This is a genomic window from Achromobacter sp. KK8 (assembly GCF_054188005.1).
In genome coordinates this window covers 2,185,266-2,207,023 of record NZ_CM135178.1, presented here as the reverse complement: position 1 = coordinate 2,207,023, position 21,758 = coordinate 2,185,266, and the positions used below count along the sequence as shown (strand labels likewise).

General features: G+C 68.8%; 22 protein-coding genes. 8 read left to right on the top strand and 14 right to left on the bottom strand.

The window, feature by feature from the left end; translation table 11 throughout:
* Positions 1–4 precede the first annotated feature (4 nt).
* The 3 genes from mtgA (at position 5) to ACVN9Z_RS10210 (ending at position 2,839) form a co-directional block, all read left to right on the top strand.
* The gene (gene mtgA, locus ACVN9Z_RS10220; RefSeq protein ID WP_006388590.1) at positions 5–739 is read left to right on the top strand and encodes a monofunctional biosynthetic peptidoglycan transglycosylase; all 735 of its coding nucleotides are present in this window, start codon (positions 5–7) and stop codon (positions 737–739) included.
* Between the two features lie 91 nt (positions 740–830).
* Positions 831–2,009: an LPS export ABC transporter permease LptG gene (gene lptG, locus ACVN9Z_RS10215; protein WP_006388589.1), complete on the top strand. Its 1,179-nt coding sequence runs from the start codon at positions 831–833 to the stop codon at positions 2,007–2,009.
* Entirely contained in the window at positions 2,006–2,839 is an 834-nt protein-coding gene (locus ACVN9Z_RS10210; protein ID WP_458213368.1) for a symmetrical bis(5'-nucleosyl)-tetraphosphatase, read from the top strand. Before lptG ends, ACVN9Z_RS10210 begins: the two co-directional genes overlap by 4 nt.
* A gap of 916 nt (positions 2,840–3,755) precedes the next feature.
* Here ACVN9Z_RS10210 and ACVN9Z_RS10205 read toward each other — a convergent pair.
* From ACVN9Z_RS10205 to ACVN9Z_RS10180, 6 genes are all read right to left on the bottom strand, one after another.
* Positions 3,756–4,481 carry an amino acid ABC transporter ATP-binding protein gene (locus ACVN9Z_RS10205; RefSeq protein WP_458213367.1) on the bottom strand — a complete coding sequence of 242 codons (726 nt, stop codon included), beginning with the start codon at positions 4,479–4,481 and terminating at the stop codon, positions 3,756–3,758.
* On the bottom strand, positions 4,478–5,194 hold the full coding sequence (locus ACVN9Z_RS10200) for an amino acid ABC transporter permease (RefSeq protein ID WP_020925283.1): 717 nt from the start codon (positions 5,192–5,194) through the stop codon (positions 4,478–4,480). Before ACVN9Z_RS10200 ends, ACVN9Z_RS10205 begins: the two co-directional genes overlap by 4 nt.
* Positions 5,195–5,896 carry an amino acid ABC transporter permease gene (locus ACVN9Z_RS10195; protein WP_020925284.1) on the bottom strand — a complete coding sequence of 234 codons (702 nt, stop codon included), beginning with the start codon at positions 5,894–5,896 and terminating at the stop codon, positions 5,195–5,197.
* A gap of 28 nt (positions 5,897–5,924) precedes the next feature.
* Positions 5,925–6,752, bottom strand: a complete 828-nt coding sequence (locus ACVN9Z_RS10190) for an ABC transporter substrate-binding protein (protein ID WP_458213366.1) — start codon at positions 6,750–6,752, stop codon at positions 5,925–5,927.
* 68 nt (positions 6,753–6,820) lie between these two features.
* Positions 6,821–8,038, bottom strand: coding sequence for an aminotransferase class I/II-fold pyridoxal phosphate-dependent enzyme (locus tag ACVN9Z_RS10185; RefSeq protein WP_054449451.1), 1,218 nt, complete (start codon positions 8,036–8,038; stop codon positions 6,821–6,823).
* On the bottom strand, positions 8,035–8,709 hold the full coding sequence (locus ACVN9Z_RS10180) for an RraA family protein (RefSeq protein WP_006388581.1): 675 nt from the start codon (positions 8,707–8,709) through the stop codon (positions 8,035–8,037). The genes ACVN9Z_RS10185 and ACVN9Z_RS10180 overlap by 4 nt, the downstream gene beginning before the upstream one ends.
* A gap of 166 nt (positions 8,710–8,875) precedes the next feature.
* Here ACVN9Z_RS10180 and ACVN9Z_RS10175 point away from each other — a divergent pair, with 166 nt between their 5' ends.
* The gene (locus ACVN9Z_RS10175) at positions 8,876–9,772 is read left to right on the top strand and encodes a LysR family transcriptional regulator (protein ID WP_006388580.1); all 897 of its coding nucleotides are present in this window, start codon (positions 8,876–8,878) and stop codon (positions 9,770–9,772) included.
* Between the two features lie 915 nt (positions 9,773–10,687).
* Here ACVN9Z_RS10175 and ACVN9Z_RS10170 read toward each other — a convergent pair.
* From ACVN9Z_RS10170 to ACVN9Z_RS10145, 6 genes are all read right to left on the bottom strand, one after another.
* Complete coding sequence (locus tag ACVN9Z_RS10170; protein WP_006388579.1) at positions 10,688–11,428, bottom strand: lysophospholipid acyltransferase family protein; 741 nt, start codon at positions 11,426–11,428, stop codon at positions 10,688–10,690.
* Entirely contained in the window at positions 11,425–12,729 is a 1,305-nt protein-coding gene (locus tag ACVN9Z_RS10165; protein WP_458213365.1) for a dihydroorotase, read from the bottom strand. Before ACVN9Z_RS10165 ends, ACVN9Z_RS10170 begins: the two co-directional genes overlap by 4 nt.
* On the bottom strand, positions 12,726–13,715 hold the full coding sequence (locus tag ACVN9Z_RS10160; RefSeq protein ID WP_238878912.1) for an aspartate carbamoyltransferase: 990 nt from the start codon (positions 13,713–13,715) through the stop codon (positions 12,726–12,728). Before ACVN9Z_RS10160 ends, ACVN9Z_RS10165 begins: the two co-directional genes overlap by 4 nt.
* Positions 13,716–13,734: 19 nt before the next feature.
* The gene (gene ruvX, locus ACVN9Z_RS10155) at positions 13,735–14,136 is read right to left on the bottom strand and encodes a Holliday junction resolvase RuvX (protein ID WP_006388576.1); all 402 of its coding nucleotides are present in this window, start codon (positions 14,134–14,136) and stop codon (positions 13,735–13,737) included.
* Positions 14,129–14,716, bottom strand: coding sequence for a YqgE/AlgH family protein (locus tag ACVN9Z_RS10150; protein ID WP_006388575.1), 588 nt, complete (start codon positions 14,714–14,716; stop codon positions 14,129–14,131). Before ACVN9Z_RS10150 ends, ruvX begins: the two co-directional genes overlap by 8 nt.
* A gap of 127 nt (positions 14,717–14,843) precedes the next feature.
* Positions 14,844–15,008: a rubredoxin gene (locus ACVN9Z_RS10145; RefSeq protein ID WP_003814980.1), complete on the bottom strand. Its 165-nt coding sequence runs from the start codon at positions 15,006–15,008 to the stop codon at positions 14,844–14,846.
* 119 nt (positions 15,009–15,127) lie between these two features.
* On the opposite strand from ACVN9Z_RS10145, the gene ACVN9Z_RS10140 reads away from it, so the two are divergent.
* Genes ACVN9Z_RS10140 through hemL form a run of 3 tightly spaced genes read left to right on the top strand, consistent with a single transcriptional unit; the run spans position 15,128 to position 17,918 of the window.
* Positions 15,128–15,973, top strand: coding sequence for a bifunctional hydroxymethylpyrimidine kinase/phosphomethylpyrimidine kinase (locus ACVN9Z_RS10140; protein WP_349675236.1), 846 nt, complete (start codon positions 15,128–15,130; stop codon positions 15,971–15,973).
* Complete coding sequence (thiE, locus tag ACVN9Z_RS10135; protein WP_049053523.1) at positions 15,970–16,635, top strand: thiamine phosphate synthase; 666 nt, start codon at positions 15,970–15,972, stop codon at positions 16,633–16,635. Before ACVN9Z_RS10140 ends, thiE begins: the two co-directional genes overlap by 4 nt.
* Before the next feature lie 5 nt (positions 16,636–16,640).
* Positions 16,641–17,918, top strand: a complete 1,278-nt coding sequence (gene hemL / locus ACVN9Z_RS10130) for a glutamate-1-semialdehyde 2,1-aminomutase (RefSeq protein WP_458213364.1) — start codon at positions 16,641–16,643, stop codon at positions 17,916–17,918.
* 100 nt (positions 17,919–18,018) lie between these two features.
* Here hemL and ACVN9Z_RS10125 read toward each other — a convergent pair whose 3' ends face one another.
* Positions 18,019–18,762 (bottom strand): lytic transglycosylase domain-containing protein, encoded by a 744-nt coding sequence (locus ACVN9Z_RS10125; RefSeq protein ID WP_020925294.1) that lies wholly within the window; start codon positions 18,760–18,762, stop codon positions 18,019–18,021.
* 305 nt (positions 18,763–19,067) lie between these two features.
* Between ACVN9Z_RS10125 and ACVN9Z_RS10120 the strand changes: the two genes are divergently transcribed.
* Positions 19,068–20,795, top strand: a complete 1,728-nt coding sequence (locus tag ACVN9Z_RS10120; protein WP_054516762.1) for a DUF342 domain-containing protein — start codon at positions 19,068–19,070, stop codon at positions 20,793–20,795.
* Positions 20,796–20,938: 143 nt separating this feature from the next.
* On the opposite strand, the gene ACVN9Z_RS10115 is transcribed toward ACVN9Z_RS10120, so the two are convergent.
* Positions 20,939–21,745, bottom strand: coding sequence for an SDR family oxidoreductase (locus tag ACVN9Z_RS10115; RefSeq protein ID WP_458213363.1), 807 nt, complete (start codon positions 21,743–21,745; stop codon positions 20,939–20,941).
* Positions 21,746–21,758 lie beyond the last annotated feature (13 nt).

Genomic DNA, 21,758 nt, shown 5'->3' with positions numbered 1-21,758 from the left:
GGGCATGGCCGCCCGCGGCAAGAGCGGCAAGCGCCGCTCCTGGTTCCGTATCATCACCGGCACGCTGATGGCGCTGGTGTGCGCGGTGCTGCTCTACCAGTTCTGGCTGTTCGGGCTGGTGGTCTGGTACAACTACCAGAACCCCGGCAGCAGCGCCATCATGCGCGAGGAACTGGCGCGCCTGCGCGACGGCAACCCCGATTTCCAGCTGAAGTACGAGTGGGTGCCCTATGACAAGATCAACCGCAACCTGAAGCGGGCGGTGGTGGCGTCCGAGGATTCCAACTTCACGGAACACGACGGCGTCGAGTGGGATGCCATCCGCAAGGCCTGGGAATACAACCAGAAACAGGAAGCGGCCGGACGCAGCAAGATGCGCGGCGGCTCGACCATCACCCAGCAGCTGGCCAAGAACCTGTTCCTGTCCAGCTCCCGCAGCTACCTGCGCAAGGGCCAGGAACTGGTGCTGACCTACATGATCGAACACGTCATGACCAAGGAACGCATCCTGGAGCTGTACCTGAATGTGGCGGAATGGGGCACCGGCGTGTTCGGCGCCCAGGCGGCCGCCAGGCATTATTTCAACGTGCCGGCGGCCAACCTGGGAGCCAGCCAGTCGGCCCGTCTGGCGGCCATGCTGCCCAATCCGCGCTTCTATGACAGCCACCGCAATTCCAACTACCTGAACTCGCGCGTGTACACCCTGACCCGGCGGATGCAGATGGTCGACATCCCCTGATACGGAAACCCGCCATCCGGACCGGTTCCCGCCCACCTTGGGCGGCCGGATTTGTTAAGCTTTCACGTTTACGCGCTCCTTCGTCCCTTACATGCGTACCGCCCGTCGCTACCTGGCCCGCGAGATCTATCGCTCTTGCGCAGTGGTCCTTATGGCCCTGCTGGGTCTTTTCACGTTCTTCGCACTGGTGGACGACCTGGACAACGTGGGTGACAAGTTCTCCATGATGGCCCTGCTGTACATGCAGGCGCTGGCCATCCCGACCCGACTTTACGACCTGCTGCCCATCGGCCTGCTGATCGGCGCCATCCTGGCCCTGGCCGGCCTGGCCCAGCGCAACGAGCTGGTGATCCTGCGGGTCTCGGGCGTCAGCGGCATGCGCCTGCTGCGCATGCTCTGGATCGTCACCATCCCGCTGATGATCGGGGCCGCCCTGCTGTCCGAGTACGTCACCCCCTGGGCCGAGATGAAATCCGGCGAGGCCAACCTGATGTTCCGCGGCAAGGCCGGCGGCGACCGCCTGAACAGCGGCTACTGGTTCAAGGAACCCACGGCCAACGGCGGCACCCGCATCATCAACATCGCCGCGCTGCAGGGCGACGGCCAGGTCACCGGCGTCACCCTCTACGAATTCAAGAAGGACCTGACGCTGTCGGTGCTGTCGACCGCGCCCAATGGCCTGTTCGCCCACGGCGACCTGGTCCTCAAGGACGTCTCGGAAACCCGCCTGGACGACAACGCCGCCGAAACGCTGGCCGACGCCCGTCCGCCCAAGAATCCCCCGGCGGTGGTGGTCAAGGTGCCCGAGCGCACGGTGGACACCACCCTGAGCGCGGAACGCCTGCTGGCGCGGGTCCTGACCCCCGAGCGCATGTCGATCGTGACGCTGCTGGACTATGTGGATTATTTGCGCAACAACCAGCTGCAATATGGTCGACAGGTGGTCGCCTTGTGGCGCAAACTGGCGTATCCGTTCACGTTGCTGGTGATGATCACCATCGCCGCCCCCATCGGCCTGATGCAGACGCGCCGTGGCGGCGTGGGCGCCAAGGTGTTCATCGGCATCCTGCTGGGCGTGGGCTTCTTCATGCTCAACCAGCTGGCGCTGAACGTAGGCATGCTGGGCAAGTGGCCGCCCTGGCTCACCGCCCTGGGGCCGAACATCGGCGCCATGGCCCTGGCGCTGGGCGCCATGAGCTACATGGAGTACCGCCACACCATCACCCGTATCGTCCAACAACGTTGGCCCTGGAGCAAGAGTCCCGCATGAACGGCAATATCTGGATGATCGGCGACGTGCAAGGTTGCTGCTCGCCGCTGGATCGCTTGCTGTCCCACCCCGAACTGGTCGGCGATCCGAAGTCGCGCTTCTGGTTCGCCGGAGACCTGGTCAACCGTGGCCCGCAATCGCTGGCGACCCTGCGCCGCATCATCGACCTGGGCGACCGCGCCACGGTGGTGCTGGGCAACCATGACCTGCACCTGCTGGCGGCCGCCGCGGGCGTGCGCAAGCCGTCCAAGTCGGACACGCTGGACGAGATCCTGCGGGCGCCGGATTCGGCCGACCTGATCGACTGGCTGCGCTCGCGGCCGCTGGCGCATTTCGAGCAGGACCACCTGATGGTGCACGCGGGCACGCTGGCCAAGTGGGACGTGGCCAAGACGCTGTCGCTGGCGGCCGAGGTGCAGGATGCGCTGCGCGGCCCGAACTGGCAGAAGGCGCTGCAGAAGATGTACGGCAACGAGCCGGCCACGTGGAAGGAAGACCACAAGGGCGGCAAGCGGATGCGGGTGATCATCAATGCGCTGACGCGCATCCGCCTGTGCACGCCGAATGGCCATATGGAGTTCGCGACCAAGGTGACGCCGGGCGCCTGGCCGGCGGGGCTGGTGCCGTGGTTCGACGTGCCGAACCGCGCGACGCGCAACGTGACGACGGTGTTCGGCCATTGGTCGACGCTGGGGCTGATGGTGCGGCCGGATGTGATCTGCCTGGATACGGGATGCGTATGGGGCGGGGCGTTGACGGCGTTGCGGTTGCAGGATCGGAAGCTGGTGCAGGTGAAGTGTTCGCAGTTTCAGGATCCGTTGGCTGAGTGATTGTGCTTGGTGGCGGTTTTTTTCTGCTGCTGCTTTGGGGTTTGGTGTTTTTTTGGCGTCGTCGTTGTGCTTCGTAGGTCGCCCCTCGGGCGGGCGGACCCGGTGGCGGGCGCCCACGATTGCGGTCCGGAGCGTTCGCTCCGGACTTGCCTAGGCGGCCCCCCCCTTCGTCATCCTCGTTGCCGCCTGCCGGCGGCTGCCTTCGGATTCCCTCGGGCGCATCGAGGTTGCCCGCCACCGGGTCCGCCCGCCCGAGGGGCTACGTGCGTCTAGGCTTGTCGCGCTGCTAGACCTGTGTGCAGGGAATGGAATCTGCGGGGCTGCCCATCGCGGCCGCGCGGGCGGCCACGATGGGCGTCTGTGCATTTGAAAGTGTTGCGGGTGCGCTGCGCGCTGGCGGCGAGCGGTTTTCTAATGATTCCGCACGTCAGGGGGAGGGGCGGTGGTGGTCGGCGCGGCATCAGGCATGTTGCGCGGGACGACCTCTCGCGCCGACCACAAACCGTCGTGATGCCAACAGGCTTTCAATAGCAAGCGATTCGGCCTCTCCCACACGCGAGAGCGCCATCACCCCGACGCAAGACGCCGTGTAAGCCGCAAAAGGCCGCCCGCGCGGCCGGCTTGCGGCGGGCCCCGCAAGACCCTCCTCTCCAGCTCCGACGTGCGCCAACACGCCAAGCACACCGCTCGCCCCAGAGACCGCCATTACGTCTCATCGCGAGCGCGTGGCGGGGTCGGTGGGGGATGGCGGGGCGTGTAGATGCGCCCGGCGGAAACCGTAGGGAGCCGAAGGCGGACGAGGTTGAGCCCGGGGTAGTCCGGAGCGAACGCTCCGGACCGCAATCGTAGCCCCGCCATCCCCCACCGACCCCGCCACGCGCGACTCAAGAACCCAACCCCAAGCGCAACACCCCATTCACCTCCGAATCTCAGCCAGAAACTTCCGCGCCCGCTCCGTCTCCGGCCGACCGAAAAACGCCTCCGGCCCAGCCACCTCCACAATCCGCCCCGCATCCATGAACCAGACCGTATCGGCCACCTCCCGCGCAAACCCCATCTCGTGCGTCACGCACACCATGGTCATGCCGTCGCGAGCCAGGCCCTTCATCACCTGCAGCACCTCGCCCACCATCTCGGGATCCAGCGCGCTGGTCGGCTCGTCGAACAGCATCACCGGCGGAATCATCGCCAGCGCCCGCGCGATCGCCACGCGTTGCTGCTGCCCGCCGGACAACTGCGCCGGATAGGCCTCGGCCTTGTGCGCCAGGCCAACGCGGTCGAGCAATTGCATCGCCCGTTCGCGCGCCTCTGGACGGCGGGCGCGTTTCAGTTGCAGCGGCGCCAGCATCAGGTTCTCCAGCACCGACAGGTGCGGAAACAGGTTGAACTGCTGGAATACGAAACCGATGTGGCTGCGCAGCGTGTCCAGGTGCACCTTGCCGCCGTAGATGTCCTGGCCATCGACCTCGATCACGCCCTTCTGGATAGGCTCCAATCGGTTCACGGTGCGAATCAGTGTCGACTTGCCCGATCCGGACGGGCCGCACACCACCACCACCTCGCCGCGGCGCACCTGCGCGGTCACGTCGGCCAGCGCCTGATAGTCGCCGTACCACTTCTGCACTTCGGAAAATCGGATCATGTCGGGACCACCTTGGGAACGGGTGCGCGGCCGGCGCGGCGGCTGCCGATGCGCTTTTCGGTCAGGTGCACCAGGGCGCTCAGGCCGAAATTCAGGATGAAATAAGTCAGCGCCAGCAACGCGAACACTTCGAACGGTTTGGTCAGCAGCACGCTGTTGATCTGGTTGGCGGCGTACGTCAGTTCCTGCACGCTGATCACGTAGGCCAGCGAGGTTTCCTTCACGGTCGAGACGAACTGGCTCAGCATGCTGGGCAGCATGTTGTAGAGCGCCTGCGGCAGAATCACCCGGCGCATGGTCTGCATGTACGACAGGCCGAGCGCGCGGCCGGCCTCCTGCTGGCCGGGGGGCAGCGCCTGGATGCCGGCGCGGATGATCTCGGCCAGGTAGGCGCTTTCGTAGCACACCAGCGCCACCACCATCGTCGTGGTGCCCGCCACCGGCCGGCCGATGATGAGCGGCACGAAGAAGTAGGCCCAGAAGATGAACATCAGCAGCGGCAGGCCGCGCACCAGGTACACCATGGCCGAGGCCGGCCAGCGCAGCGCCCGGTATGGGCTGATGCGGCCCAGCGCCAGCAGCACGCCGCAAGGCAGGGCCAGCGCCAGGCTGACGGCGGCCAGGCCCAGCGTCGCGGCCAGGCCGCCGATCGGGCCATGCGGGTACTGGCCGATGAGCAGCAGCAGCCAGTTGTCTTTGAGGATATCCCACATTCAATGGCCTCCCAGCGGACGGTAGCGCCGCTGCAGCAGCGCGCCGCCGCCCATGATCAGGAACGACAGCAGCAGGTAGATCGCCGTCACCACCGCGTAGGCCTCGAAGGTGCGGAACGTGTAGTTCTCGATCTCGCGGCCGGCGGCGGTCAGCTCGGCCACGCCGATGGCCATGGCCAGGCTGGTGTTCTTGACCAGCAGCAGCGTCTGGTTCAAGAGCGGCGGGATGGCGATGCGGAAGGCCTGCGGCAGCACCACGCAGCGCATGGTGCGCAGAAAACCGAGGCCCAGCGCGCGCGCCGCCTCGACCTGGCCCGGCGGGATGCCGCGCACCGCGCTGCGCAGGTCTTCGCAGACATAGGCCGACATCACCAGGCCGATGGCGATGCACGACAGGATGAACTCGCTGCCATGCGTGTTGAGCCAGTCGGTGGCGGCCTGTGGCAACAGGGCCGGCACGCCGAAATACCAGAACAGGATGTGCACCAGCATCGGCACGTTGCGATGGAAGGCCACGTACAGCGCGATCAACGCGTTGGCCACGGGCGAGCCCGTCAGGCGGATGACCGCCAGCAGGCTGCCCACCAGGAACGCCAGAATCCAGGCCAGTCCGGCCAGCGCCAGGGTGGTGACGAGCCCCCTGAGCAGCCAGGCCGGGTACTCCCCCTGGAAGATGGCGGAGAAGTCGAAGACGTAATGCATCGGCGAAGGCTCCGGCGCGCGCGGCGCGTCAACCCTTGATCGCTTCGATGCGGAAGTCGCGCTTCATGTTGAACGGGGTGCCGGCGCCGAACCACTTGTCGAAGATCTGCGTCGCCTTGCCCGAGGCTTCCAGGCCGTCCAGCACCTTGTTCACCTGGTTCAGCATCGCGGTATCGCCGCGGCGCACGCCCATGCCCCACGGCTCCACGAACAGCGCGGGTTCGAGGATCTTGGCCGGCACTGCGCTGCTCGCGGCCTGCTGCTTGAGCTTGACCAGCATCAGCTCGGAGCCGACAAAGCCGCTGACCTTGCCCTGCTGCAACGCCAGGAAGGCGCCGCTGGGGTCCTTGAAGGTCACCGGCTCGACGTTGGGGATGAACTTGCGCGCGCCTTGTTCCGACGACGAGCCGCGCACCGCGCTGACGCGCTTGCCGGCCAGGTCGGCGGGCGCCTTCAGGTCCTTGTCCGATTCACGCGCCAGCACCTTCTGCAGGCTCACGAAATGCTGGTGCGAATAGTCGATCTGCTGCGCCCGCTCGGGGCTCCAGCCCAGGTTGGCCGCGACCACGTCGACGCGGCCGGCGATCAGTTCGGTAATGCGGGCCTCGACCGCGATCAGCTTGAGTTCCAGCGGCACGCCCAGGCTGTCGGCCACCGCCTGGCACATGTCGACCTCGTAGCCGACGATGGCGCGGGTCTTGGGGTCCTGGAAGCTGAACGGTTCGGCCGTGCCCATGGTGCCGCAGATGAATTTGCCGCGCGCCTTGATGTCCTGCAACGTGTCCGCGTGGGCCGCGGGCGCCAGGGTGGCGGCCAGGCCGATGGCGGCCGCGCAGGTGATGATCCAGTGCTTCATGTCGATTCCCTTGAAATATAGGTATGGGTACTGCCAACAATGGCGGCCCCTGCGCGGGGCCGTCGGATTCAGGTCAGCCGGCCGCAGGCCTGGGCGATGCGGCGACAGCCTTCCTCGATGTTGTCCATCGAAGTGGCGAAGCTCAGGCGCAGGTAGGGCGACAGGCCGTAGGCCGTGCCGTCCAGCACCGCGACGCCGGCCTCGTCCAGCAGGAACATGACCACGTCCAGGTCGGTGCGCATCAACGCGCCGGCCGGCGTGCGTCGTCCCAACAGGCCCTCGACGTTGGGGTAGACGTAGAACGCGCCCTGCGGCCGCGGACAGCGGATGCCCGGCACCGCGTCCAGCAGCGTCACGATGCGGTCGCGGCGGGCGTGGAACACGGCGGCGGCCTCGCCAACGCAGGCCTGGTCGGCGCTCAATGCCACGCGCGCGGCGGCCTGGCTGATGGCGCTGACGCAGCTGGTGCTCTGCGAGATCAGCGTGGCCATGGCCTTGACCAGCGTCTTGGGGCCGCCGGCATAGCCCAGGCGCCAGCCGGTCATGGCGTAGGCCTTGGAAACGCCGTTGATCGTCAGCGTGCGGCTTGCCAGTTCCGGCGCGACGGCGGCCGGCGACGCATGGCGCGCGTCGCCGTAGGCCAGGTGTTCGTAGATTTCGTCGGTCATCAGCCAGACCTGGGGATGGCGCGCCAGCACGTCGGCCAGCGCGCGCAGTTCCGCCGCGCTGTACATCGCGCCGGTCGGATTGGATGGCGTATTCAACAGCAACCACTTGGTGCGCGGCGTGATGGCGCGTTCCAGCGCCTCGGGCGTGAGCTTGAAGCCGTCGGCCTCCGGGCACGCCACCACCACCGGCGTGCCGTCATTGACCAACACCATGTCGGGATACGAGACCCAGTACGGCGCGGGAATGATGACCTCGTCGCCGGCCTGCACGGTGGCGGCCAGCGCGGTATAGAGCAGTTGCTTGGCGCCCACGCCGACGATCAGTTCGTCAAGCGCGTAATCCAGCCCGTTCTCGCGCTGGAACTTGGCGCGCGCCGCTTCCAGCAGCGGCCGCGAGCCGGCCGACGCGGTGTAGCGGATGTCGCCGCTGTTCAGCGCATCGATGCCGGCCTGCACGATGTGCGGCGGTGTCGGCAGGTCTGGCTCGCCCACGGTGAAGTCGATGATGTCGCGCCCCTGCGCCCGCAATTGGTCCACCCGGGTCTTGGCCGCCATGCTGGGCGAAGGCTTGATGGCGCGGGCGCGCGCCGCCAGGAACTCCGTATCGGCGCCGTTCATGCCAGCCCCTTGGCGGCGAAGGCAGCCTGCATCCAGCTTTGCGTACGCGCGCCGGCGTCGATCTCGGCCATGATGCGCGCCTCCTTGTCGGCATGCGCGCGCGCCGCCGCGATCAGCGCAGGCGCCTCGTCGGCCGCGAAACTCACCAGGCCGTCCTCGTCGCCCACGACGATGTCGCCGGGGTGGATCACCTGGCCGCCGATGGACACGGGCACGTTGACCTCGCCCGGGCCGTCCTTGTAGGGGCCGCGGTGGATGTGGCCGCGCGCATAGCAGGGAAACGCGTCGGCCTCGAACGCACCGACGTCGCGAATGGCGCCGTCCACCACCACGCCGGCGCAGCCGTGCGCCTGCAGGTAGCGTTTCATGATCTCGCCCAGCACGGCGTTGGACAGGTCGCCGCCGGCGTCCACCACCAGCACGTGGCCGGGCTGCACCTGCATCATGGCCTTGTAGATCATCAGGTTATCGCCCGGCCGGGTCTTGACGGTGAGGGCGGTGCCGACCAGCTTGCCGGCGCGGTTGTAGCGATGCAGCCCGGCGATGCCTTCGCGGCGCGCCAGGTTGTCGCTGAGATGCGGCGTGACGATGCCGGCCAGCGCCTGCAGGATGGAGTCGGGGGCAACGGGAGCGGCCGGCAATATGCGCGTGCCGGTGATGAGGGTGGCCATGGCGGTCTGCGTAGTCCTGAATCGAATGAGTCAGACCGAATGGTCGGCGCTTTCGGCAATCCGAAAAAGGGATTAAATTTCCACGAACTTCATCCCTTTTAGGAATATAGGGGTTAGCCCTTATCGGAAATTTCGGAATGAATCAGACTGTCTCGCGGAACCCCGCATGCTGACCTTCAAACAGATCGAGGCGCTCTACTGGACCGTGCGCCTGGGCACGTTCTCGGCGTCGGCGCAGAAGCTGCACACCACCCAGTCGGCCATCACCAAGCGCATCCAGGAGCTGGAGGCGGACTTCGACGTGGCCCTGTTCGACCGCTCCGGGCACCGCGCCGAACTGACCGCGCGCGGCCACGAGGTCTATGCGCTGGCCGAGGAAATGCTGGGCCACCGCGACCGGCTGCTGGTGCGCCTGAAGGGCCAGCACACGCTGACCGGCACGTTCCGCTTCGGCATCACCGAGATCACCGCGATGACCTGGCTGCCGGCCCTGATCCGCCTGCTGCGCGCGCACTATCCGCGCATCACGCTGGAGCCGCATATCGACCTGGGCGCGGACCTGCAGAAGCGATTGCAGGCCGGGCAATTGGACATGGCATTCCTGCACGGCGAATTCGCCGAGCCCGGGCTGCAGGTCGTGGCGCTGCAGCGGCTGGAGTTCGCCTGGATGGGCAGCCCCGACATGATCGACCCGAGCCGTGTCTACACCCCCGCCGACATCGCCGCCCTGCCGCTGTTGCGGCAAAGCCGCGAGTCGGGCCTGAACATGATCTACGACGGCTGGCTCAAGCCCCATACGCCGGCCAGCAACATGTTCACCATCAACAGCCTGATCGCCATGGCGGGCCTGACCGCGGCCGGCTTCGGGGTGAGCTGCCTGCCGCGGGATTATTTCGCGGAGATGGTGAGCGCCAGGCAACTGGTGATAGCGCGGACCAGCACCGCGGCGCCGCAATCGGTGTACTGCGCGATGTACCGGAAGGGGGCTGATGATGCGTTTTGTGAGAGTGTGGCGGAGGTGGCGCGTAGTTGTTGTGATTTTTCTTCTAATGGGCGGCATTAAGGCGGGGGTTTTTTGTGTCGCGGGGTTGGGTTCTTGAGGCGCGCGTGGCGGGGTCGGTGGGGGATGGCGGGGCTACGATTGCGGTCCGGAGCGTTCGCTCCGGACTTCCCCGGGCTCAACCTCGTACGCCTTCGGCTCCCTACGGTTTCCGCCGGGCGCATCTACACGCCCCGCCATCCCCCACCGACCCCGCCACGCGCTCGCGATGAGACGTAATGGCGGTCTCTGGGGCGAGCGGTGTGCTTGGCGTGTTGGCGCACGTCGGAGCTGGAGAGGAGGGTCTTGCGGGGCCCGCCGCAAGCCGGCCGCGCGGGCGGCCTTTTGCGGCTTACGCGATGTCTTGCGTCGGGGTGATGGCGCTCTCGCGTGTGGGAGAGACCAAATCGTTTGCTAGTGAAAGCCCGTTGGCATCACAACGGTTTGTGGTCGGCGCGAGAGGTCGTCCCGCGCAACATGCCTTATGCCGCGCCGACCACCACCGCCCCTCCCCTTGACGTGCGGAATCATTAGAAAACTGCTCGTCACCGGCGCGCAGCGCACCCGCAACACTTTCAAATGCACAGACGCCCATCGTGGCCGCCCGCGCGGCCGCGATGGGCAGCCCTGTAGATTCCATTCCCTGCACACAGGTCTAGCAGCGCGACAAGCCTAGATACGCGTAGCCCCTCGGGCGGGCGGACCCGGTGGCGGGCAACCTCGATGCGCCCGACGGAATCCGAAGGAGTCGCCGAAGGCGAGGACGAGGATGAGGATGGGGCAGTCCGGAGCGAACGCTCCGGACCGCAATCGTGGGCGCCCGCCACCGGGTCCGCCCGACCGAGGGGCGACCTACGAAGCACAACGCCGACGCCAAGAAAAACACACAACCCGCCACAAGCAAGAATCACCCCCCCCAAGCCCGCAGCAACAAAAACCTCAAAGCACCGCCTGAATCGCATCCCGAGCCTGATGCGACAGTTCCAACCGCGTCGGCAACGTCCCATCGGCATGCTTCGCCGCCAATACCGGCAAGAACACCACCTCCACCGACAGCCCCGTCGTCCCCATCACCCGCCACAGATTCGCCACCAGCGTTTCCTCCCCCACGAACGCCGCGAAACCGCTGCGTTCGCCGTGTTGCAGGAAGCGCAGCGCCACCGGCTGGATCTCGACCGCCGCCGCGCGGGCCGGTTCGAACAGGCTGGCGTGGAACGGGCGCAGCGTGAAACCCTCGCTGGTCGTGCCTTCCGGGAACAGGCCCACCGCGTCGCCCAGCTTGAAGCGCGCCTGCATCGACTCGCCCATCGCGTGCACCGCGTGGCGTTGGCCGCGTTCGATGAACAGCGTGCCCGCGCCCGCCACCAGCCAGCCGATCACCGGCCAGCTGCGGATCTCGCTCTTGGCCACGAACGACGTTGCCCGCGCCGAATTCAGCACGAAGATGTCGATCCAGGAAACGTGGTTCGCCACCAGCAGTACTGGACCCGTCATGCGCGGCTCGCCCTTGAAGACGACCCGCAGGCCACAGGCCGCCATCAGGCAGCGCGACCAGGTTCGATTGAGCCAGGCCCGCGACTTCGGGCGCAGCAGCGGATACACCAGGCCCACGCACAGCAGGCCGAAGACGATCAACGGCACCACCAGCATCAGGCGAAGGACAAAGCGCAGCAGCTTCAAGCAGGGGTCTCCCAGGCCGGGTTGCCACCCACCAGGGTGGCGCGGACACGGCCGGGCAGCATCATACCCGCGAACGGCGTATGGCGGCTGTGGCTTTGCAGGGCGCCGGGCGCCACCAGCCATTCGGCCTCCAGGTCCACCAGGCACAGATCCGCGGGCGCGCCCACGCCCAGCTCGCCCAGGCCGGACAAGCCCGGCGACAGGCCACGCAGCACCGCTGCCGGCCCCGCGGTCACCCGGGCCAGCGCCTGCGTCAGCGGCAGGCGGCTGTCGCGGGCCCATTTCAGCGCCAGCGACAGCAGCAATTCCAGGCCCGTGGCGCCGGGTTGCGAATAGGGAAACGGCAGGGCCTTGCCCGCATCGTCCACCAGCGCGTGATCCGAGCACAGCGCCTCCACCAGCCCCTCGCGCAACGCCGCCTGGATCGCATCGCGGTCGCGCTGGCCGCGCAGCGGCGGGCGCAGGTGGAAATCGGTATTGAAATAACCGATGTCCACATCGGTCAGGTGCAGGCTGTTGGCCGAAACGTCCGCGCTGACCGGCAGTCCCTCGCGGCGCGCGGCGCGCAACAGTTCCAGGCCGCCGGCGGTCGACAGGCGCGACAGATGCACACGCGCGCCCGTGGCGCGTTGCAGCTCGAAAATCGTTTGCAGGGCCAGCACCTCGGCCTGCGGCGGCAGGCCCGGCAGGCCGAGACGGTCGGCGTAGGCGCCGGCGGCGACCACGGCGCCCTGCGCCAGCCATGGGTCCTGCGGCCGCAGCCACAATGCCAGGCCCAGCCCCGCGGCGTAGCGCATGGCGCCCCACAGCACCCGCGTATCGGCGATGCCGCACTCGCCCGGCGAGAACGCCAGGCAGCCCGCCTGCGCCAGCAGGCCCATTTCCGCCAGGGTTTCGCCGCGCAGGCCGACTGTCAACGCGCCGATCGGCAGCACCCGGCCGTGGCCGGACGGCGCTTCGCGCAGCAGCGCCTCGATCTTGGCCGGCTCGTCCAGCGGCGCGTCGGCATCCGGGGGGATGGCCAGCGTGGTTACGCCACCAGCCAGGGCGGCGCGCAACTCGGCGCTGGACAGGCGCGAGTCCGCCGGCGCGCCGCTGTCCTGGCGCAGCAGGCGCGCCGACAGGTCCACCAGGCCTGGCAACACGGCCAGGCCGGCCGCGTCGATGCGCCGGTCGGCCTGGAAGCCGTCCGGCGCCTGGCCGCTCGCGACCACGCGGCCGTGGGCAATGAACAGGTCTTGCTGGCCGTCGCGGCCGTGGGCCGGATCGATCAGGCGGCCGTTGGCGATGTGCAGCCTCATGCGGCGCCTCCTGCCAACACGCTCAGGGCGGCCAGGCGCAGATCGCGTTCGGATCGCGCCAGGCTGGCCTCGGTGTCGGGCAGGCCGGCGCCGATGTCGCCGTCGATCTCGATGCCGGGCGTCAAGCCGCCGGCGGGCAGCAGCAGGACGTCCGCTTTCGCCCCGGCCAGGCGGGCCGGCGTCAGTCCGCAGGCGGCCGTGTAGTCCCGGGCCGACGGCAGCAGCGCGCCGCTCATGCGTTCGGCGCGCAGCGGCAGCACGATCACGACATCGGCGTCGGTCAGGCATTCGCGCAGCGTGCCGCAGGCCCGTACGCCCAGTTGCGGCAGGCCATCGGGCAGCAGGGTGCGCGGCGCGGTGGCGCGCACTTCCGGCACGCCCAGCGTGGTCATGGCATGGATCAGGCTGCGAGCCACGGCGCTATGGCGAATGTCGCCCACCAGCGCCACGGCCAGGTTGGTCAGGTCGCGCTTGGCGCGCAGCATTACCTGCACCCGGGCAAGGGCCGGCAGCGGGTCGGCATGGGCGCCGTCGCCAGCGTTGATGATGCGCAGGCCCGGCGCCTGGGCGCCGGCGGCACAGACGGCCGCGCCGCTGGCGGGATGCCGCAGCACCAGGATGCCAGCCGGCAGGCCGGCGGCAACGGCGGCGGGCGACGGCGCGGCGGGAGCATGCGTCGAGGGCGGGTCCCCGGCGCCCACGCCATGGCCTCGATCCACGCCCGCATCGACGCCCGCGCTGCCCGCGAGTGGCACCGGCCGCAGGCCCAACTGGCCGGCGGCAGCCTCGAAACCCTGGCGCAGGTCGATGTCGCTGGCCGGCAGGCTCAGGAACAATGGCAAGTCGGCGGCGGGCGCGGCGGGCTGCGAGCCATCGGCAAAACGCGCCGCCATGTCGAGCAGCCGCTCGACATGGCGGCGCGGCAACCCTTCCGTGGTCAGCAGATGAATCAGTTCGCCACGGCGGTCGAGTTGCGGATTGAGCATGGGCGGGCCGGCGTCGGCGTCAAGGCGCCGGCGGCTTGTCCAGGTAGCGTTGCAGGATGACGGCCGCGGCCATGGCGTCGTCGGCCGCGTGCGTGCCAAGCAGGCGTTGCGCCTCCATGCTGGAGCCGCGCTCGTCGACCAGTTCCACCGCGACGCCGAAGCGGCCGTGCAGCTGATTGGCGAAGCGGCGGCAGCGCGCGGTGGCGGGCTGCTCGCCGCCATCGGCATCGAGCGCCAGGCCGACCACCACGCGATGCGGTTGCCATTCCCGCAGCAGCGCCTCGATGCGCGCGAAACGCACATCACGCACTTCGCTGAAGATGATTTCCAGCGGCCGCGCGTGGCGCGTCAGCGTATTGCCGATGGCCACGCCGATCTTCTTCTCGCCGAAGTCGAACGCCAGCAGGGTTTCTTCAGGCATGGCCCGCGTCGCCGGCCAGCATCACGGGATCGATGCCCAGCAGCTTGAGCGCGGCGGGGTAGCGATCCTCGGGCGGCACGTCGAAGATGATGTGGTCGTCGGCGCCGACCGACAGCCAGGCGTTCTGGCCCATCTCGCTTTCGAGCTGGCCGGCGCCCCAGCCGGCGTAGCCCAGCGTGACCAGCATGCGGGCCGGGCCGTTGCCGTCGGCCACGGCCTGCAGCACGTCGCGCGAGGTGGTCAGGGCCATGGCGCCCAGCTTGATGCTGGAGCTGTAGTCGCCGGCCGGCGCGTGCAGCACGAAGCCGCGGTCGGTCTGCACCGGGCCGCCGAAGAACACCAGCGTGTCCTTGACCGGGCCGATTTCCAGCGCCAGGTCGATGCGCTCGAACAGCGTGCCGAGCGTCAGGTCCGTGGGCCGGTTGATGACCAGGCCCAACGCGCCGCGTTCGGAGTGTTCGCAGATATAGATGACCGAGCCGGCCAGGCTGCCCTCGACCATGCCGGGCATGGCGATCAGGAACTGGTTGGCGAAGTTGGCGGCCTGCGTGGTGGTTTCTTCGTGGTGTTTTTCCGTCATGGCAACCCCTCTGTGGGTAGTCTGATAGAACCGGGGGCCCGCCGCACTGGCGTGGCCCGTCGGGAGCGCGGGGTGGACATGGCCTCCCCTCGTTGCAAGCCTTGGCGGAATACGTCGGCGCTGCGGATCAGATTTCCATCAGTTCGAAGTCCTCTTTGCGGGCGCCGCATTCAGGACAGACCCAGTTCGGCGGCACGTCTTCCCAGCGGGTGCCGGGCGCGATGCCTTCGTCGGGCAGGCCTGCCTCTTCGTCGTAGACCCAGCCACAAATCAGACACATCCAAGTACGCATAGTTCTCTCTTACATCAAATCCCTGCCGTCGTCCCCCCTACGGGGCAAAGGCGGGAGGCATCCATTAGAATGGGGACAATCTTACCGAAACCCAATAGGGGTTCCCCTGATTCTTCGCAATTGAGTCCGGGCACCCTTACTCTAGCGCTGTCCACGTGGCCCCCGTTACTCCCCCTCTCGTTTTGGTCTTCGGCCCGCTCGATCCTTCGGGCGCCGACGGCTTGCCCGCGGATGCCGTCACCTGCGCCCGCCTGGGCTGTCATGGCTTGGCGGCCGTCACGGCGCTGACCGTGCAGGATACCGCCGGCATCGAAGAAATCCATCCCGTGTCGCCCGACCTGCTCGACGACCAGGCCCGCTGCCTGCTCGAAGACATGTCGGTACAGGCGATCAAGGTGGGCGGACTATACACCGCCGAAACGGCAAGCGTGGCCGCCCAGGTAGCGGCCGATTACAGCCAGGTGCCGCTGGTGCTGCACCTGGGCCAGCGCGCCCAGGTGCCGGCCGACGCCGCCGACGAGGACGAGGCCGACGATCTGCTGGCAGCCGTTCTTGAGCTGGTGCTGCCGCAGACCGACCTGTTGATCGTCGAACACCTGCGCCTGGCGCAATGGCATGCCGACGGCGACATCGATATCGGGGACGCACCGTCGCCGATGCACGCCCTGGTGGCGGCCGGCGCCGAATGGGTGCTGGTGCTGGGCAGCCCGCAGCGGCCCGGCCACCATGCCAACGTGCTGCTCGGCCCCAACGGCCAGACCACCACCCTGCCGTGGCAGGCGCCCCCGGACCGCAACGGCGATGCCGGCGGCCTGGCGGCCACCGCCATCACCGCCCTGCTGGCGCGCGGCCTGGAAATGCCCGAGGCGGTGCGCCAGGGCCTGGCCCACGCCGACGCGGCGGTCGCCGCCAGCTTCCTGCCGGGCATGGGCCGGCGCATTCCCAACCGGATCCAACCGCAATGAAAGCCCTGCGTTTTCCCGCCGGCCTGTACGGCGTCACCCCCGAATGGGACGACACCGAGCGCCTGATGCGCGCGGTGCGCCAGGCCGCCGAGGGCGGCATGCGGGCGCTGCAACTGCGCCGCAAGGACGTGCCCGACGCGGTGCGCGCCGAGCAGGCGCGCGCCCTGGCGCCGCTGTGCCGCGAGCTGGGCGTGGTGTTCCTCATCAATGACGACTGGCGCCTGGCGCTGGAAGTCGGCGCCGACGGCGCCCATGTCGGCCGCGACGACGACAGCCTGGCCCGCATCCGCGCCGAGGCCGGCCCCGACCTGATCCTGGGCGGCTCCAGCTACGATGACCTGGCCCGCGCCCGCGAGCTGCTCGACGCCGGCGCCGACTACATCGCGTTCGGCGCCATGTTCGCCTCGCGCGTCAAGCCGGACACCGTGCGCGCGCCGCTGTCGGTCCTGACCGAGGCCCGCGCGCTGGTCGAGGAACGCGACGCGCCGCGCCCCGCGGTGGTCGCCATCGGCGGCATCACGCCCGAGAACGCGGCGCAGGTGGCCGCGGCCGGCGCCGACTCGATCGCCGTCATCACCGGCCTGTTCGAGGCGCCCGCCATCCGCGCCGCCGCCGCGGCCTGCGCCGCGCCCTACTCCATCAACCGCAACCTGAAGCCTTGATCGCCATGTCCCGTAACGCTCAGCTTTTCGAACGCGCCAGCCGCAGCATCCCCGGCGGCGTCAACTCGCCCGTGCGCGCCTTCCGCTCCGTGGGCGGCACGCCGCGCTTCATCAAGCGCGCGCAAGGCCCGTACGTGTGGGACGCGGAAGACAAGCAGTACATCGACTACGTCGGCTCGTGGGGCCCGGCCATCCTGGGCCATTCGCATCCGGACGTGGTGCGCGCGGTGCAGGAAGCGGCCGTCAATGGCCTGTCGTTCGGCGCCCCCACCGAGGCCGAGATCGAGCTGGCCGAGGTGCTGATCGCGCGCCTGCCGTCGCTGGAACAGGTGCGCCTGGTCAGCTCCGGCACCGAGGCCACCATGACGGCCATCCGCCTGGCGCGCGGCGCCACCGGCCGCAACAAGATCGTCAAATTCGAAGGCTGCTACCACGGCCACTCCGACAGCCTGCTGGTCAAGGCCGGCTCGGGCCTGCTGACCTTCGGCAACCCCAGCTCGGCGGGCGTGCCGCCCGAGTTCGTCTCGCACACGCTGACCCTGGAATACAACAACCTCGAAGCGGTGCGCGAGGCCTTCGCCCAGCACGGCGCCGACATCGCCTGCATCATCGTCGAGCCGATCGCCGGCAACATGAACCTGATCAAGCCGGCCGCCGGCTTCCTGGAAGGGCTGCGCGAGGTCTGCACGCAGCACGGCGCGCTGCTGATCTTCGACGAAGTCATGACCGGTTTCCGCGTCGGCCCGCAGGGCGTGCAGGGCCTGTCGGGCGTCAAGCCCGACCTGACCACGCTGGCCAAGGTGATCGGCGGCGGCATGCCGGTGGGCGCCTTCGGCGGCAGCGCCGAGATCATGAAACACATCGCGCCGCTGGGCGGCGTCTACCAGGCGGGCACGCTGTCGGGCAACCCGGTGGCCGTGGCCGCCGGCCTGGCCACGCTGCGCCTGATCGCCGCGCCCGGCTTCTACGACAAGCTGGCGGCGCAGACCGCCAAGCTGGCCCGGGGACTGCAGGAACGCGCCCGCGCCGCCGGCCTGGCGTTTTCGGCCGATTCGGTCGGCGGCATGTTCGGCATCTACTTCAGCGACAAGGTGCCGGCCACGTTCGCCGAGGTCTCGGCCTGCGATACGGCGCGCTTCAACCGCTTTTTCCACGCCATGCTGGACCACGGCGTGCATTTCGCGCCGTCGGCGTTCGAGGCCGGCTTCGTCTCGGCCACCCACGACGACGCCGTCATCCAGGCCACCCTGGATATCGCCGAGAAGGTCTTCGCGACGGTCTGAGCGCGGCGCGAAGCGCGCCGGCGGGTCCCGGCCTGCCGAACGCGCTGCAACACGCCCTGGCGGCCCTGGAAGGGCTTGCGGGGCGTTTTTGTATCCAGCCCTAGGGTGTCTTGTATTGCTGGTACAGCGCCGTGACGTTGCGCACGTACTGCTGGGTCTCGGCATAGGGCGGCACCGCGTCGTACTTGCGCACCGCGCCCTCGCCCGCGTTGTAGGCCGCCAGCGCCAGGTCCAGGCGGTTGGGATACTGGTCGATCAGGCGCCGCAGCAGGCTTGAACCCGCCTTCACGTTGGTGGCCGGATCCACCAGCGCCCGCTCGATGTCGTCCGACACCAGCAGGGTCGCCGCCGTCGCCGGCATCAGTTGCATCAGGCCCAGCGCCCCCTTGGGCGAGCGCGCATCGCTGCGGAACCCGGATTCCACCGCGATGACGGCGGTCAGCAAAGCCCGGTCCACGCCTGAATCCCTGGCTGCCTGCGCGATCAGTTCGTCATGCGCGGTGGACGGCGGCGCCGCCCGCCAACGGGCGGCGCGATCGCCCAGGGTCAGCAGGCTCGCGCCGTCACCCGCACGCGGTTCGCAGTCCAGGCAGACTTTGAGGCGGGAGCCGCGCAGCGCGGTGCGGACCTGGGCGCGCTTGTAATACTTGGCATAGCCATTGGGCACCTTCATGGCGCGCCAGACGCCGAACGGATCTTTGTAACGATAAATTTCTGCGGCGCTGGCGCCGCCGGCGGGCGCCAGCGCCGCCACCCCGGCCACCAGGGCCGCGATCACCAGGCCGGCCACGCGCCCACGACAGCGGCGCGGCCTGGCCGACGGGAAGGAAAAGGGGGATGACATGGCATCGAGGCTCCGGCGGCGTCCGGGGACGCGGGATCGAACGCCTATGCTGAGCCGCTGCGCGCGCTTTGTCGCTCCTGCCTATGGACTAGGACGCGCTGGCGTTGCGGTTCGAGCGCGCCCCGTGCCCCCAGCGACTCGAGCGGCAATCCGTCTGAAATAAGGGCCGGACCTACATCTTTTTATGCCCTCCAGCCCCCTTCTACTGCGCAGTAGCCCCGGATTCATGGGTTAACATGTCGCAATATTTCGTTTAATTACTAAATGAATGGAACCCGGCGCAGACCGCCGGGCGGGAGGCGGAGATGGGCGCAGACAACACGCTCCAGCTGGTGCTGGATGCCACTACCAACGTCCTGACGGCGATCTACACGCCGCCATCCGCCCCGGAGGGCGCCAACGCGCCCCCGGCCGCGCCGTCCGAAGGCGAATCGGCCGAAGCCTCGGACACCGTCATCGCCGCTCCGCTGGCCGCCACCCTGCCCAGCTGGGATGCCCTGGCCGCCCTGGCCACTGCCCAGGGCTGGTCGACGGAGGCGCTGGACAACCACGCCGTCATCGCCTTCATCGACCTGTGCCGCCACGCCGCCGAACCGGTCCAGGTGCCGGTGGGCAAGCTGATCGACGGTTCGTTCGACCTGGAAGTGGACGCGACCTGCATGTCCGCCTTGGTCACGCTGCATCCGCCCAAGGGCGGCAAGCCGGTGGCCCTGGCCGTGCTGCGCCAGGCCATCGCCGACCAGGGCATCGTCCACGGCGTGCTGGAAAAGGAACTGGCCGAAGCCGTCGAGCGCGGCGGCGCGCAGACCGTGCTGATCGCGCAAGGCACGCCGCCCACGCGCGGCACCCCGACCCGCTTCGAGAGCCTGCTGGACCGCCTGAAGCCGCGCGCGCAGGAAATCGACGAACTGGCCCAGATCGACTACCGCGACCTCGGCAGCCTGTTGCTGGTGACCCCGGGCATGCCGCTGATGCGCCGCATTCCGCCGCTGCCCGGCATCGACGGCTGCAACGTGCTGGGCCAGCCGGTGCTGCCGGATGAACTGCCCGACACGCCGTTCAATGCCGAGATGTCCGGCGTCGAGATCGATCCGGAAGACCCCAACCTGCTGCGCGCCGCCATCGCCGGCTCGCCCAAGCTGATCCACCAGGGCGCGCAGGTCAATCCGGTGGTCGAGGTCGACGCGGTCGACCTGTCCACCGGCAACATCAACTTCCAGGGTTCGCTGCAGGTGCGCGGCGACATCAGCGCCACCATGGAAGTGCGGGTGACCGGCGACGTGGTCGTCAACGGCACCATGGAGGCCGCGCTGGTCGAGGCCGGCGGCAACGTCACGGTCAAGGGCGGCATCATCGGCATGGCCGAGGCCGTGGCGGACGGCGCCGGTGGCGGGGCCGCCAACACTGCCGCGCGCACCGCCCACATCGTCTGTGGCGGCGAAGTGCGGGCCCGCTTCATCACCAACGCCATCATCAGCGCCGGCCAGAACGTGGAAGTGGAACGCGAGATCCGCCAGAGCAGCATCGCCGCCGGCGGCAGCGTCAACGTCGGCCCGCCCAATACCCAGCAGACCGCCATCACCGGCGGCCAGACCCGCGCCCTGCAATCGGTGCGCGCCGGCACCATCGGTTCGCCGGCGGGCGTGCCCACGCTGGTGCAGGCCGGCCTGGATCCGCATGCCGACATCAAGCGTTCGGCGCTGACGCGCAAGCGCCTGAAGATGAACGAGGAAAAGGCCAAGCTCGAACAGCTGCTGCTGTTCCTGCACGCCAACCCCGGACGCGCCGCCGGCGACGTGGTCGAGCGCGCCCGCAACACCCACACCAAGCTGGGCCGCGACCTGATCGAACTGGACGAGGAAGAAGCCCAGCTGATCCGCGACCTGCAGCCGCTGCATACGGCCACCATCATTGCCGCGCGGCGCTTTTGCGGCGGCACCAAGATCCAGGTGGGCAACCGCATGCAGGAATTCCTGGAAGACCAGGTGGGAGGCAAGGCCGCCCTGGAAGAAGGCGAGATCGTCATCCGCTGACGCGCGCCCCGCGGCCTGGCCGGCCCCCGGCATCACGCCCCGGCATCACGCCCCGGCGCCGCCCGGCCCGCGCCGGGATCGCGGCGCGATGCCGGCCATGCCCGCGCGGTCCGATCCCGCGTCCCTCCGGCCGGCAGCCCGCCTCAGGGCGCCAACTGCTTGAACCAGGCGCGCGGCGAAATGCCGCGGTCCGGCCCCAGGATCGAGAAACCGCCGTCCACCGGGATATCCACGCCCGTCATCCACGAGGCCGCGTCGGAGCAGGCGAAACACACCGCCGCTGCGATCTCCTCGCCCGAGCCGACCCGGCCCAGCGGATGGAAGTGCGCGCCGACCGCGTCGGCGGCTTCGCGCGAGCCGCCGGCCAGTTGTTCGACCGACGGCGACCAAGTCCAGGCCGGCGACACCGCCAGCACGCGGATGCCGGCCGGCGCCAGTTCCACGGCGAAGTTCTTGGTGATCTGCAGCAAGGCCGCCTTGGAGGCCGGATACAGCGCGCGCCCGGCCGCGCCGAACTTGCCGCCGGTGCTGCCCAGGTTGACCACCACGCCGCCGCGCGGCAGCAGCGGCGCCGCCATCTGCGTGAAGATCGCGGCCGACACCAGGTTGGTGTCGAGCGTGGCGTGCCATTCCTCGCGGCTGGAGGCCAGCCCGCGATCGTTGTACTGGCAGGCGTTGTTCACCAGGATGTCGACGCGGCCGAAGCGCGCCAGCGCGGCATTCAGGCAATGGCGGATCTGGTCGTCCTGGCCGATGTCGGTTTCGTGGAACAACGCGCGGTCGCCGATCTCGCCCGCCAGCGCCTGGCCGGCCTGGGCGTTGCGTCCCACCAGCACCACGTTGGAGCCGGCCGCCGCCAGCCCGCGCGCGATGTCGGCGCCCAGCCCCTGGGTGCTGCCGGTGACGATGGAGGTCTTGCCGGCCAAGCCGGGAAAGCCTGAGAAATCCATGAACAGTCCTTGA